Source organism: Pseudomonas sp. IT-P4, from assembly GCF_949767755.1.
GTDB lineage: Bacteria > Pseudomonadota > Gammaproteobacteria > Pseudomonadales > Pseudomonadaceae > Aquipseudomonas > Aquipseudomonas monachiensis.
In genome coordinates, this window is the sequence record NZ_CATKPX010000045.1 from 43,625 (window position 1) to 56,350 (window position 12,726).

Genomic DNA, 12,726 nt, shown 5'->3' on the forward strand with positions numbered 1-12,726 from the left:
GCTGAAAAGGATGATTTCAATGCGCAAGATGATTCTGCAATTGGGCACCGTTCTGGCCCTGAGTCTGCTGGCCGCCAACGTTATAGCCGCGGTGTCGCCGCAAGAAGCCAACAAGCTCGGCGCCAGCCTGACCCCACTCGGTGCCGAGAAGGCCGGCAATGCCGATGGCTCGATTCCGGCCTGGACCGGAGGCATCCCGAAAAACGCTGGCGCGGTGGACAGCAAGGGTTTCCTGGCTGACCCCTTCGCCAACGAAAAGCCCTTGTTCGTGATCACCGCGGCGACCGTCGACAAGTACAAGGACAAGCTCTCTGACGGCCAGGTCGCGATGTTCAAGCGCTATCCCGAGACCTACAGGATTCCGGTCTACCCGAGCCATCGCACTGTGGCGTTACCGGCAGAAATCTATGAGTCGGCCAAGCGCAGCGCGCTGAACGTAACACCGATCAATGACGGTAACGGTCTGGCCAATTTCACCGGCAATCGCTACTACGCATTCCCGATTCCGAAGAATGGCGTGGAAGTGATCTGGAACCACGTCACTCGTTACCACGGCGGTAATCTGCGCCGCACCATCACCCAGGCGACACCACAATCCAATGGTGACTTCACCGTGATCCGCTTCAAGGACGAGGTCGCCGTGCCGTCGTTGCTCAGCGATCTGAAACCGGGCAGCGACGATAACGTCCTCAACTACTTCAAGCAGGAAGTGACCGCACCGGCGCGGCTGGCGGGCAACGTGTTGCTGGTCCACGAGACCCTGGACCAGGTCAAGGAGCCGCGCAAGGCCTGGATCTACAACGCAGGCCAGCGCCGGGTACGGCGTGCGCCACAGGTTGCTTATGACGGCGTCGGCACCTCGTCCGACGGCCTGCGCACCACCGACAACTTCGACATGTTTTCCGGCGCGCCGGATCGCTACGACTGGAAACTGATCGGCAAAAAGGAGATGTACATCCCCTACAACAGCTACAAGCTCGACTCGCCAAACCTCAAGTACACCGATGTGATCAAGGCCGGGCACATTAATCAGGACCTGACTCGCTACGAGTTGCACCGGGTCTGGGAAGTCGTCGCCACGGTCAAGCCGAGCGAACGCCACGTGTACGCCAAACGCCACATGTATATCGATGAAGACAGCTGGCAAGTGGCGCTGGCCGACCACTACGACGGGCGTGGTCAACTCTGGCGCGTCGCCGAAGGGCATGCCCAGTTCTACTACGATCACCAGGTACCGGCCTACACCGTCGAAGCGCTGTATGACCTGATTGCCGGTCGCTACATCGCCCTTGGAATGAAGAATGAAGAGAAGCGCAGCTTCGAATTCAACATCGATGCAAAAGCGGGGGACTACACGCCAGCAGCCTTGCGTAGCACGGGGGTTCGGTAGGTTTCCTACAGGCTCCTACACAAAAGGGTGACTTTGCGGTCACCTTTTTTATAGCGGTCGATCAGTGTGTTGAATACTTCTTCAACAAGCGCTCGGGAGGGGGCTAGGGTGGCGCCAGAACTATAAAAAAGGCGCACCACAATGACTGCAATGACGCACTGTCTGGACCGCCCTGGCTTCCTGCCCCGACTGTCGTCCCATCATCTGTCCCGCGAGCGGCTGATCGAGCCCATGCTGGTTTCGACTGCGCGGGTGAAGTTGCTTTGCGCGCCGGCCGGTAGTGGCAAGAGTGCATTGCTCACCGAATGCCTGCTGCGGGCGCCGGAGCACGTTCGGGTCTGTTGGCTGCCGCTGGCGGGGGCGTCGTTGAGCGCCGCCGATTTTTTGTTGCGCCTGACGCAAGCGCTGGGCCTGCCCTCGAGGGATGAGCCCGGGCTGCTGGCGTATCTTGCCCGATTACAGGCGCCGACCTGGCTGTTTCTCGATGATTACTGCCGGGCACCCGATCCGGAACTCGACCGGATGCTCGATCGTCTGTTGGCCGTCGCCAGCCCGGCACTGACCTGGTGGCTGGGTTCCCGTCGACGACCGCCCTGCAACTGGCCGCGGCTGCTGCTCGATGATGAGTTGTACGAGTGCGAAGCCCGGGCGCTGGCGTTTACCGAGGCCGAGGTCGGGCAGTTGCTCGGTCATGTCGAGCCGAGCCTGGCGGCGCAAACCGCCAAACGGGTGGTACAGCGCAGCGGTGGCTGGTGCGCTGGCGTGCGGATCGCGTTGCTCAATGGTTGTCCGTGGTCGGGTGAGCAGGGGCGTTCGGCGACATTGCTCGATTATCTGCAGCACGAATTGTTCAATACCTTGCCGCCGGAACTGGTTGAGGTCTGGCAGGTGCTGGTTCATCTGCCCCGCTTCAACGCCAGCCTGTGCGAGCATCTTTTCGGTACGGGTGAGGGCGCGCAGTGGCTGCACGCGTTGCAGGACATGGGCTGCTTCATTGAACCCTGGGAAGACTCCGTCGAGTGGTTGCGAATCTTCGAGCCACTGGCCCGGGAGATGCGTGAAGAGCCGACCCCGGCCGGACGATCCTGGCATCGCCGCGCGTGCCAGTGGTTCAGCGCCGAAGAAGACTGGCAGGGTGCCTTCGAGCAGGCGTTGCTGGCGCAAGAGCACGAAGTCGCGGTCAGCCTGATGCAACACTTCAGTTTTGAGCATCTGTTCAAGCGTCAGAACGTCAGCTGGTTACTCAAACTGCACGAGCAACTGGGTGAACAGTTGACCCTGGGCACGCCGCAACGGGTGGGGTTGATCACCGCGGCGTTGCTGTTTGCCGGGCGTTTCGAGCAGGCGGCTGCCTGCATTGGGCAACTGTCCCGATTTGCCCCGCAACCGACGGCATCCTTGCAACGGCAACTGCTGGCACGTTGGCAGGCGCAACAGGGCTGGTTGCTGCATTTGCAGGGACGCCTGCCGGCGGCACGGGCGCATTTTATCGAGGCGCTGGGCGAGTTGGCGGCCGAGGCGTGGCCCGCACGGTTACTGTGTCTGTCCGGGTTGACCCAGCAAGCGCTACTCAACGCCGACCTCGATGCCGCCCAGGCCTTCAATCGTGACGCCCTGTGCCTGGCGCGGGCACAAGGCTCGTTGCTGTTTGAAGGCTTGCTCGAACTCGATCATGCCCAGTTGCTGGAGCAGCGTGGTGCGCCGCGGCGAGCAGCGCAGTTGCTGGCCGACATCCATGAAATGCTCGGGCGACAGGCCGATCGACCGACGCCACTGCTGGGACGAATCGCCCTGCGGCGTGGTCGGTTGGCCCTGTGCCAGGGCCAGGATGAATTGGCCGGCGAATGTTTCCAGGCGGGCCTTGATGACTGTTTGCACAGTCAGGACAAGCACGTGTTGTACGGATTTTTGGGGCAGGCGCAACTGGCGGCCAATCAACGCGACTACGCCCATGCGTTTGATCGTCTGCGCGAGGCCGAACGGTTGATGCAGCAACGGCAGATCCCCGACACGGTGTATCGCGGGGTGCTGCTGCAAATCAGCAGTCATTTCTGGCTGCAACAAGGGCGCCCGGAATTGGCCCGGGAAGCGTTGACCCGAGTCTTGCGTCATTACCACGGGGCCCACGCGCGCCAGGCACCGCCGGCCACGCTGCACTTGATTGCACGTATCGAATACCAGCTGGTGTTGGCCGAAACCCAACTGCAACTGGTGCAACGTCCATTGGATCGACTCAGGGCGTTACTCGAGCACGCCCAACAACACGCCATGCTGGCGCTGGAAACGGAACTGCATTTGGCGATCAGCGAAGTGGCGGACCTGACGGGTGAGCCGGACATGGCCCACGCAGCTCTGCAGGCCGGTCTGGCGTTGGTCAAGCGTTGTCAGGGGCAACAGGCGTTGCGTGATTTGAACTTGCGCCAGCCGAGCCTGATCTGTCGATTACAAGGCGAGGAGACGGTGACCGCGCTGGCCCTGGATGCCAGCCTGCTGAGCAGTCGGGAGCTGGAGGTGCTCGGCCTGATTGCCCAGGGTAATTCCAATCAGCAAATTGCCGAGCAACTGTTCATTTCTTTGCATACGGTGAAAACCCATGCCCGGCGCATTCACAGCAAGTTGGGTGTGGAACGGCGGACACAGGCAGTTGCCATGGCGAAGAAGTTGGGGTTGATAATGCAGAGTTGGTAGTTGTTTGTTTTTCGTTTGGAAATGAATTAAAACATACGGTTTCGTGCATAAATAACCATGTTGATTAGTATGGTTGTCGGCGCTGACCAATTTGCGTGCATTGCGCGGTGGGTTGATTAATATGTTCGATAGTGCTCGGTCAAGGTCATGTTTGTCAGGGCACTAGCGCTAATAACTATTAATTATGGAGTTTTAAGATATGGGGCAACTGACAAGGGAGTTGGTGCGGGCCAAGTTGCATGCAAGGCTCGGTGGTCGCGGCATTGATGTCGATAAGGTATATATCAATGCAATTGCGTCGGCTAACGATTCGACGGTTATTTACTCTCAATCACTGGTATGGGCATTTTTCCTTAAGTTGCAGGACGGTGAGGTCCCAAGATTCTCCAGTGAGAATCTTGGGATCTTTTCCGAACGGTACACCTTTGACCGGAAATATCGTTTCGATGGTGTGAAACTTGATGAGCTCAATGAAATGGGTGCAGCAATTGCCCGGGATTTACTGAGCTGATTGGTGGTTCTATCAAAGTAGTTGTGCCAACCCCTTGGTTGGCACAGCTGCCGCAATCAGGTTGCGGATACGGCGGGTTCAAAACCCAAGCGCCAGCTGACCGCATGGCTGGCGGATAACAGACGCTGCGCCGCCGGACCGTTTTCATCGGCATGGAACAACGATGTCGGCCCCACCACCGTCAGCACGGCAACCACTCTGCCCATCGCGTTGAACACTGGTGCCGACAAGGCATCCACCCCTGGCAGCAGTAAACCATGTACATGGTGCAAACCGCGTGCGCGGATTTGTTCGCACTGGGCCGCATAGGCCTGATCGTCTGCCAGCGCGTGGGCTGCTTGGGACTGCAATTCCTGCACGCGCAGATCCTCGGTTTCGCGTTTCGGCAGGTAGGCGCCAAACACCAGTCCCGTCGAAGAACTGAGCAACGGCAACACCGAACCCAGTTGTGTCACCACCGTCACCGCACGCACCGCCGGTTCGATATGCACCACGGTTGCGCCCTGATTGCCCCATACCGCCAGGAAACAGGTTTCGTTCAAGTCGTCGCGCAGTTCAGCCAGGGGCAGGGCGGCGACTTTTAGCACGTCCATGCTGTTGAGAGCCGCCAACCCTACGCGCAGGGCTTCGCGGCCCAGGCCGTAATGGTTGGTGGCGGCGTTCTGTTCGGCGAATCCACTGGCGATCAAGGCCTGCAAATAGCGGTGAACCTTGCTCGCCGGCATCTGCACATGTTCGGCCAGGCGCGACAGCGAAGTCGAAGGCGACAACTCGGCCAGAGCCTTGAGGATGTCTGTACCAACCTCGGCCGAGCGGACTTTCTGTTTACCGTTGTTGTCGCTGGTTTTTTCCATGGTGGCTGGGATCCCGGGACGAATGGGCGTCTTTATAGCTTGACGGTCAATACCAATCAAATTACGTTATGCGTAATCAAATTACGATAAAAACAACCCGGGCGTGCCTCGACCTCTGCAACAGAGCGAGCGGCCACTGCCGACTCCCTGTTCAGGAGGCTCCATGAACCCCGATTCAACGATGCCAGCGCTGGCCTACCAGTCAGGCTTCGGCAACGAATTCAGCAGCGAAGCGTTGCCCGGCGCACTGCCTGTCGGCCAGAACTCCCCGCAAAAAGCCCCGTACGGTCTTTACACCGAACTGTTCTCCGGCACGGCGTTCACCATGGCGCGCAGCGAAGCGCGGCGGACCTGGATGTATCGCATTCAGCCGTCGGCCAATCACCCGGCATTCGTCAAACTGGACCGGCAACTGGCGGGCGGCCCGCTGGGTGAGGTGACCCCCAACCGCCTGCGCTGGAACCCGCTGGACATTCCTGCCGAGCCGACCGATTTCATCGACGGCCTGGTGAGCATGGCCGCCAACTCGGGCGCCGAAAAGCCGGCCGGGATCAGCATCTATAACTACCGCGCCAACCGTTCCATGGAGCGCGTGTTCTTCAATGCTGATGGCGAGATGTTACTGGTACCTGAACTGGGGCGCCTGCGCATCGCCACCGAACTGGGCGTGCTTGAACTCGAACCGCTGGAAATTGCCGTACTGCCACGCGGCCTTAAATTCCGCATCGAATTGCTCGATCCGCAAGCCCGCGGTTACGTCGCCGAAAACCATGGCGCGCCGCTGCGTCTGCCGGACCTGGGACCGATTGGCAGCAATGGCCTGGCCAATCCACGGGACTTCCTGACCCCGGTGGCGGCCTACGAAAACCTGCAACAACCCACCACGCTGGTGCAGAAGTTCCTCGGCGAGTTGTGGGCCTGCGAGCTCAATCATTCGCCACTCAACGTGGTCGCCTGGCACGGTAACAATGTGCCGTACAAATATGACCTGCGCCGTTTCAACACCATCGGCACCGTCAGTTTCGATCACCCCGATCCGTCGATCTTCACCGTGCTGACCTCGCCGACCAGCGTTCACGGCCTGGCCAACCTCGACTTCGTGATCTTCCCGCCACGCTGGATGGTGGCCGAGAAAACCTTCCGTCCGCCGTGGTTCCATCGCAACCTGATGAACGAATTCATGGGTTTGATCCAGGGCGAGTACGACGCCAAGGCCGAAGGCTTTGTGCCGGGCGGTGCTTCGTTGCACAGCTGCATGAGCGCCCACGGTCCCGACGGCGAGACGTGCACCAAAGCGATCAACGCGGACCTCAAGCCGGCGAAAATCGACAACACCATGGCGTTCATGTTCGAGACCAGCCAAGTGTTGCGCCCAAGCCGTTTCGCCCTCGATTGCCCGCAACTGCAAAACACTTACGACGCCTGCTGGGCTACGTTGCCCGCCACTTTCGACCCGACCCGGAGATAACCCATGACGCAGACTTCCATCACACGCAGCTGGGTTGCATCCGCCAACGGCCACGCGGATTTCCCCCTGCAAAACCTGCCACTGGGCGTGTTCAGCCTCAACGGCTCGGCACCGCGAAGTGGCGTGGCCATTGGCGAGCATATCTTTGATCTGCAAGCAGCCCTTGAGGCCGGATTGTTCGATGGCGCCGCGAAGACTGCCGTCGAGGCTACCCGTGGCGGCGAGCTGAATGCGTTCTTCGAACTGGGCCGCGAGGCTCGCGTCGCCTTGCGCGAGCGTTTGCTGGAACTGTTCGCCGAGGGCTGCACCCTGCACGGCAAGATTGAAGCCCAGGGCGCAAAACTGCTGCCGCTGGCGGCGGATTGCCAGATGCACCTGCCGGCGAAAATCAACGACTACACCGACTTCTACGTCGGCATCGAGCACGCGCAGAACGTCGGCAAACTGTTCCGTCCCGACAACCCGTTGCTGCCGAACTACAAGTACGTGCCAATCGGCTACCACGGTCGTGCGTCGACCATTCGCCCGTCCGGTACCGACGTACGTCGCCCGAAAGGCCAGACCTTGCCGGCCGGTCAAACCGAGCCGACCTTCGGTCCTTGCGCGCGCCTGGACTACGAACTGGAACTGGGTATCTGGATCGGCCAGGGCAACGACATGGGCGACTCGATTGCCATTGGCGACGCCGCTGATCACATCGCCGGTTTCTGCCTGCTCAACGACTGGTCGGCACGGGATATCCAGGCCTGGGAATACCAGCCACTGGGACCGTTCCTGTCGAAAAGCTTCATCACCAGCATCTCGCCGTGGGTGGTCACCGCCGAAGCGCTGGAGCCGTTCCGTCGTGCCCAGCCTGCACGTCCCCAAGGCGATCCGCAGCCGCTGCCGTACCTGCTCGACAAGCGCGATCAGGCTGCTGGCGCGTTCGACATCGAGCTGGAAGTATTGCTGCTCACCGAGGCCATGCGCGAACAGAACCTGCCAGCCCATCGCCTGACCCTGAGCAACACCGGGCACATGTACTGGACCGTGGCGCAAATGGTCGCGCATCACAGCGTCAACGGCTGCCAATTGCAGGCCGGTGACTTGTTCGGTTCGGGCACCTTGTCGGGGCCGCAGAACGGTCAGTTCGGCAGCCTGCTGGAAATCACCGAAGGCGGTAAAAAGCCGATCGAACTGGCCTCGGGCGAAGTGCGTAAATTCCTTGAGGACGGTGACGAAATCATCCTGCGCGGCCGTTGCCGCCGCGACGGTTTTGCTTCCATCGGTTTCGGCGAATGCCGCGGCAAAGTGCTGCCGGCGCGCTAACAGGAGCGGGGCATGGAACTCTATACCTACTACCGTTCGACGTCCTCGTACCGGGTGCGTATCGCGTTGGCGCTCAAGGGCCTGGATTATCAATCCTTGCCGGTCAACCTGATCGCACCGCAGGGTGGCGAGCATCGACAGCCTCCTTATCTGGGCATCAACCCTCAGGGCCGCGTGCCGGCCTTGCGCACCGATGAAGGCGATTTGCTGATCCAGTCTCCCGCGATCATCGAGTACCTGGAGGAACGTTATCCACAGGTGCCATTGCTGTCCAAAGACCTGGCTGCCCGTGCCCACGAGCGCGGCGTGGCGGCAGTGATCGGCTGCGATGTGCACCCGCTGCACAACGTCAGCGTGCTCAATCGGCTGCGCCAGTCGGGCCACGATGAACCGCAGGTGGTGGAGTGGATCGGTCACTGGATCGGGCAGGGGCTTTCCACGGTGGAGCAGTTGATCGGTGATGAGGGTTACTGCTTCGGCCCCGAACCCGGGCTGGCGGACGTCTACCTGATCCCGCAGTTGTACGCGGCCGAGCGGTTCAATGTTTCTCTTGAGGCTTACCCTCGGATTCGGCGAGTGGCGGCATTGGCGGCGACGCACCCGGCGTTCATAAAGGCGCATCCGGCGAATCAGCCAGACACGCCTTAAGTCAGAAGCAGGATCAAAAGATCGCAGCCTGCGGCAGCTCCTACCCCGATCCTCGTAGGAGCTGCCGCAGGCTGCGATCTGTTGCGTTTAATGGACGATGGAATTGGGCGGCAAATGCCCCAGCCTTTCCGTCAGGCGAATCCGCTGGATCGGATCGTCGCTGAGCAGCAACGCATGCTCCAGGTCAAAACGCTCGGCGTTCGGGCAGTCCAGCCGTTGGTACAGGCTGGCCCGGGCCAGATAGTCGGCCGCAGTGGCATTGCCCAGTTCCAGGACGCGCTCGGCGTCGATCAAGGCATTGATGAAATCGTCGTGGGACAGGTACAACTGGCGCAGGTTGCGCGACAACCGTTGCAGCATCTGCACCGGCTCGGCGGTTGTCAGGTGATCGGCGTTGAGCTTCATGTTCGGGCCATACTGGCGCTGCAGCAGTTCCCGACAATCGTTCGGATAAAGGCGACGGCCACCGCAGGGGTCGAGCAAATGATCGGCGCCCGGCACCCGCAGCAGGAAATGCCCGGGGAAGTTGACCCCGACCATGGGAATCTCCAGGCCCCTGGCCAACTCCAGCGCAATCAGCCCCAGCGTCAAGGGTTGCCCACGTCGGCGCTCCAGTACTTTGTCCAGCAGTGCCACTTGCGGGCGCAAGGGGGTGAAGTCGTCCTGGGCGAAGCCAAGGTCATTCAAGCGCCGCAGCAGCGGCTGGGCCAGCTCACTGACCGGCAGCATCGGCAAGCCGCCACTGACCCGTTGTTGTAGCTCCTGAAAATCGGCCAACAGTGCTTGCGGCTGCACCTCGCTGTCGTGCTCGGCCGCAATCCACAGTGCCGCCTCGAACAGCGCGGGCGGTGAACGTTGCAGGCAGGCGAAGAACGATTGGCGCGGGGTCATCAAAATCTCCGGGCAATGCCTCGTTTTAGCCCCCTCTCCGGCGTTCGTCCAGTGCTGTAAAAGGGCGACCACAGGATATTTCCGAAAGTCTGCATCGGGACCGTGCTTATTCCGGTGCGCTTCTGCAATTTTTGGGCGCAAGCCTATACTGGCGTCTACAAGAAGTGATTCGGGAGCCTTACGATGTTCGCTCTCATGCAAAGTACTCGCCTTGAATCGCTGCATCTGAGCGTTGACTCGGTCACCGGGTTGAAGGCGGTCATTGCCATTCATAACAGCCGGCTGGGGCCTGCCCTGGGCGGTTGTCGTTACCTTGCCTACCCTAACGACGAATCGGCGGTCGAGGATGCTGTGCGCCTGGCCCAGGGCATGAGCTACAAGGCTGCGCTGGCTGGCCTGGCCCAGGGCGGCGGCGTGGCGGTGATCGTGCGCCCGGCCCATGTGGAAAACCGCGCGGCATTGTTCGAAGCCTTCGGACGCTGCATAGAACAGCTCGAGGGCCGCTACATCACCGCCATCGACAGCGGCACCTCAGTGGCGGACATGGATTGCATCGCCCAGCAAACCCAGCACGTCACCAGCACCACTTCGGCGGGTGACCCAGCGCCCCACGCGGCGATGGGCGTGTTCACCGGTATCCGCAGCACCGCCATGGCCCGGCTCGGCAGTGACAACCTCGAAGGCCTGCGCGTTGCCATCCAGGGCCTGGGCAATGTCGGGTATGCATTGGCCGAACAGCTGCACGCCGCCGGTGCCGAACTGCTGGTCAGCGACATCGATCATGGCAAGGTGCAATTGGCCATGGAGCAACTCGGCGCCCACCCGATTGCCAACGACGCGCTGCTCAGTACACCTTGCGACATCCTCGCGCCCTGCGGACTGGGCGGAGTACTCAACAGCCATACCGTGACGCAGTTGCGATGCTCGGCGGTGGCCGGTTCGGCGAACAATCAGCTGACACATCTGGATGTCGCCGACCAACTGGAACGCCGGGGCATCCTGTATGCGCCTGATTACGTGATCAACGCCGGTGGGCTGATTTACGTGTCGCTCAAGCACCGCGGCGAAGAGCTGCCGACCATCACCGCACACCTGTCGAAAATCAGTTCGCGCCTGACCGAAGTGTTCGCCCACGCCCAGGCGGAAAAACGCTCCCCCGCACGGGTGGCCGACGAGTTGGCGGAGAAAGTGTTGTACCGATAGAAGCTCGGGCGATCTTTTTTGTAACGGGCATGAAAAAGGCCCTGGGTCATTCGACTCAGGGCCTGTTCAATTCGGGCTTTGCCTACTTGGCGGCTTTGGGGGCCTTGGCAGGCTTGGCCGGGGTGACAGGCTCAGCGGCCTCAACGACCTCGACCTCTGCAACAGGTTGTGCGACTTCAACCGGTGCGCTGAGCAGTTCGGACAGGGCATCCGGCTGGCTCTTGAACGCCTTGGCGAATACGTCGCGATTTTTCGCCATGTAAATCCCGGCTTCTTCCACTTGCTGCTCGGTCAGGGACGGAACGGCTTTCTGTAACACTTCAGCCAGCAATTCGGCCAGTTCGAGCATTTTGTCATGACGGTCAGCTTCGGCTTTATCCATGAACAAGCGCTCCAGATCTCGGCTGCTGCGGTATACCACTTCGACGGCCATTCACCACCTCACATGCCTTCACATTGGTTGTCGATTTCGACTACTGTATCTATATACAGCTAAAGGATAAGCGAAACCCTGTCTTTTGGGTAGTGGCTTTTTAATGTAGACCGGATTCGGGATTTGTCAGGCAAGGCGTGCGCAGGTGCGACCAAACGCCACGGCGCGTAATCCAGAGCGGCTCGCCATCATGGGCTGGCCTTTTTTCTGCATGCAGGAAAACCGTCACGTCCAACCCGCATCATCCGGTCGAATCGACCTAAGGAAGCAGCATCGTGAAAATCAACTGGGCCGAAAAACTGCGGCAGAACGTGCATGAACTGGCCGAGTCCCTGGGCAATCTGTTCGTCGAAACCTTTCACTACCTGGCGTTGTTCGCCATTGGTGCGGTGACCGCGTGGGCGGCGGTAATGGAGTTTCTCGGGATGATCGAAGAAGGGCACATCAAGATCGATGACATCTTGCTGCTGTTCATCTACCTGGAACTGGGGGCGATGGTCGGGATTTACTTCAAGACCAACCACATGCCCGTGCGCTTCCTGATCTACGTGGCGATCACCGCGCTGACGCGGCTGCTGATTTCCAACGTTTCGCACCACAACCCGCCGGACCTGGGGATCATCTACCTGTGCGGCGGGATTCTGCTGCTGGCGTTTGCGATTTTGGTGGTGCGGTACGCTTCGTCGCAATTTCCTTCGGTGAAGATCGAGAACCCACATCGCAAGACCGGTGCGGGCTCCAGTGAACATCCGGAAGTAGAAAAGGGCGAGCTTTAAAGCCCCATGGCGGGTCGGGGACGGCCATTGGCTGATGGCAGCGGCAGGCTGCGCGTGCCGCCATCGGTCATGGATTCGAGGATGGCCACGGCGCTGTGGCCCTGCTCGATGGCAATGCCGAACTGGATGCTTTGCACCAGTCGTTTCAGGCGCTCGGGATCATTGCGTTGTTCGGCGCTGATCATGCGTTTTGCGACTACGCGGCCACTGTTGGACAGGGTCAGCATGATGCTGCCATCCAGGCCCTGAATGCTCAGGTTGATCTGGTAATCCGCTGCAAAGGCATCGGTAATGAGCTGAAAAGGGTTGTCCATGATGCGTCACCGCCTGATTGAACGTGCAGTTGTTGACCGGCCGTGATCGGGTTGGTTCGCAATGCCTGACCACCGGCCATCTCGCCATCATTGTTCCAGCAGGGAAGTAGCAAGGCCCATGCCGGAAAATTGTCGGACAAAAAAACCGGTAACAAAAAGGCGGGCACTGAGGCCCGCCTGGTTTTTGTCTGCCTTTGCCTGCCCGTTTCAGGGCAATAACGGCTGGCGTGCAACCAAAATGG

Annotated in this window: 11 protein-coding genes and 1 pseudogene; 8 read left to right on the forward strand and 4 right to left on the reverse strand. The window is 60.3% G+C overall.

All coding sequences use genetic code 11. The features are described from left to right. The first annotated feature begins 19 nt into the window (after positions 1–19). The 3 genes from ACM6IT_RS18175 to ACM6IT_RS18185 all read left to right on the forward strand — a co-directional run bounded on the left by ACM6IT_RS18175 (position 20) and on the right by ACM6IT_RS18185 (position 4,589). On the forward strand, positions 20–1,390 hold the full coding sequence (locus ACM6IT_RS18175) for a DUF1329 domain-containing protein (RefSeq protein WP_414918449.1): 1,371 nt from the start codon (positions 20–22) through the stop codon (positions 1,388–1,390). Between the two features lie 141 nt (positions 1,391–1,531). Further along, entirely contained in the window at positions 1,532–4,078 is a 2,547-nt protein-coding gene (locus ACM6IT_RS18180; RefSeq protein WP_414918450.1) for a LuxR C-terminal-related transcriptional regulator, read from the forward strand. Between the two features lie 199 nt (positions 4,079–4,277). Further along, positions 4,278–4,589, forward strand: a complete 312-nt coding sequence (locus ACM6IT_RS18185; protein ID WP_414918451.1) for a hypothetical protein — start codon at positions 4,278–4,280, stop codon at positions 4,587–4,589. Between the two features lie 56 nt (positions 4,590–4,645). Here ACM6IT_RS18185 and ACM6IT_RS18190 read toward each other — a convergent pair whose 3' ends face one another. Further along, entirely contained in the window at positions 4,646–5,443 is a 798-nt protein-coding gene (locus ACM6IT_RS18190; protein ID WP_414918452.1) for an IclR family transcriptional regulator, read from the reverse strand. 163 nt (positions 5,444–5,606) lie between these two features. Here ACM6IT_RS18190 and hmgA point away from each other — a divergent pair, with 163 nt between their 5' ends. The 3 genes from hmgA to maiA are packed head-to-tail and all read left to right on the forward strand — an operon-like array spanning position 5,607 to position 8,867. Further along, a complete protein-coding gene (hmgA, locus tag ACM6IT_RS18195; RefSeq protein WP_056728438.1) occupies positions 5,607–6,911 on the forward strand; it encodes a homogentisate 1,2-dioxygenase in 1,305 nt (434 codons plus the stop codon). A gap of 3 nt (positions 6,912–6,914) precedes the next feature. Further along, on the forward strand, positions 6,915–8,219 hold the full coding sequence (gene fahA, locus ACM6IT_RS18200) for a fumarylacetoacetase (RefSeq protein WP_414918453.1): 1,305 nt from the start codon (positions 6,915–6,917) through the stop codon (positions 8,217–8,219). Between the two features lie 12 nt (positions 8,220–8,231). Then, on the forward strand, positions 8,232–8,867 hold the full coding sequence (gene maiA, locus ACM6IT_RS18205; protein WP_223542478.1) for a maleylacetoacetate isomerase: 636 nt from the start codon (positions 8,232–8,234) through the stop codon (positions 8,865–8,867). A gap of 87 nt (positions 8,868–8,954) precedes the next feature. On the opposite strand, the gene ACM6IT_RS18210 is transcribed toward maiA, so the two are convergent. After that, a complete protein-coding gene (locus ACM6IT_RS18210; RefSeq protein ID WP_056728445.1) occupies positions 8,955–9,758 on the reverse strand; it encodes a SirB1 family protein in 804 nt (267 codons plus the stop codon). 183 nt (positions 9,759–9,941) lie between these two features. On the opposite strand from ACM6IT_RS18210, the gene ACM6IT_RS18215 reads away from it, so the two are divergent. Beyond that, a complete protein-coding gene (locus ACM6IT_RS18215; protein WP_056728446.1) occupies positions 9,942–10,961 on the forward strand; it encodes a Glu/Leu/Phe/Val dehydrogenase family protein in 1,020 nt (339 codons plus the stop codon). Positions 10,962–11,154: 193 nt separating this feature from the next. Here the strand turns inward: ACM6IT_RS18215 and ACM6IT_RS18220 are convergent. Beyond that, positions 11,155–11,394, reverse strand: a pseudogene (locus ACM6IT_RS18220) (YebG family protein); the annotation flags it as partial. A gap of 275 nt (positions 11,395–11,669) precedes the next feature. Here ACM6IT_RS18220 and ACM6IT_RS18225 point away from each other — a divergent pair. Continuing rightward, positions 11,670–12,170, forward strand: coding sequence for a phosphate-starvation-inducible protein PsiE (locus tag ACM6IT_RS18225; RefSeq protein ID WP_008000650.1), 501 nt, complete (start codon positions 11,670–11,672; stop codon positions 12,168–12,170). Here ACM6IT_RS18225 and ACM6IT_RS18230 read toward each other — a convergent pair. Next, positions 12,167–12,484, reverse strand: a complete 318-nt coding sequence (locus ACM6IT_RS18230) for a DUF3509 domain-containing protein (RefSeq protein WP_414918454.1) — start codon at positions 12,482–12,484, stop codon at positions 12,167–12,169. The two genes, ACM6IT_RS18225 and ACM6IT_RS18230, sit on opposite strands and share 4 nt — an antisense overlap. Between the last annotated feature and the right edge of the window lie 242 nt (positions 12,485–12,726).

Coding starts and splice junctions, on each gene's coding strand:
- maiA (WP_223542478.1), top strand. CDS start 8,232: ATGGAACTCTATACCTACTACCGTTCGACGTCCTCGTACCGGGTGCGT.
- ACM6IT_RS18210 (WP_056728445.1), bottom strand. CDS start 9,758: ATGACCCCGCGCCAATCGTTCTTCGCCTGCCTGCAACGTTCACCGCCC.
- ACM6IT_RS18215 (WP_056728446.1), top strand. CDS start 9,942: ATGTTCGCTCTCATGCAAAGTACTCGCCTTGAATCGCTGCATCTGAGC.
- ACM6IT_RS18185 (WP_414918451.1), top strand. CDS start 4,278: ATGGGGCAACTGACAAGGGAGTTGGTGCGGGCCAAGTTGCATGCAAGG.
- ACM6IT_RS18175 (WP_414918449.1), top strand. CDS start 20: ATGCGCAAGATGATTCTGCAATTGGGCACCGTTCTGGCCCTGAGTCTG.
- hmgA (WP_056728438.1), top strand. CDS start 5,607: ATGAACCCCGATTCAACGATGCCAGCGCTGGCCTACCAGTCAGGCTTC.
- ACM6IT_RS18230 (WP_414918454.1), bottom strand. CDS start 12,484: ATGGACAACCCTTTTCAGCTCATTACCGATGCCTTTGCAGCGGATTAC.
- ACM6IT_RS18190 (WP_414918452.1), bottom strand. CDS start 5,443: ATGGAAAAAACCAGCGACAACAACGGTAAACAGAAAGTCCGCTCGGCC.
- fahA (WP_414918453.1), top strand. CDS start 6,915: ATGACGCAGACTTCCATCACACGCAGCTGGGTTGCATCCGCCAACGGC.
- ACM6IT_RS18180 (WP_414918450.1), top strand. CDS start 1,532: ATGACTGCAATGACGCACTGTCTGGACCGCCCTGGCTTCCTGCCCCGA.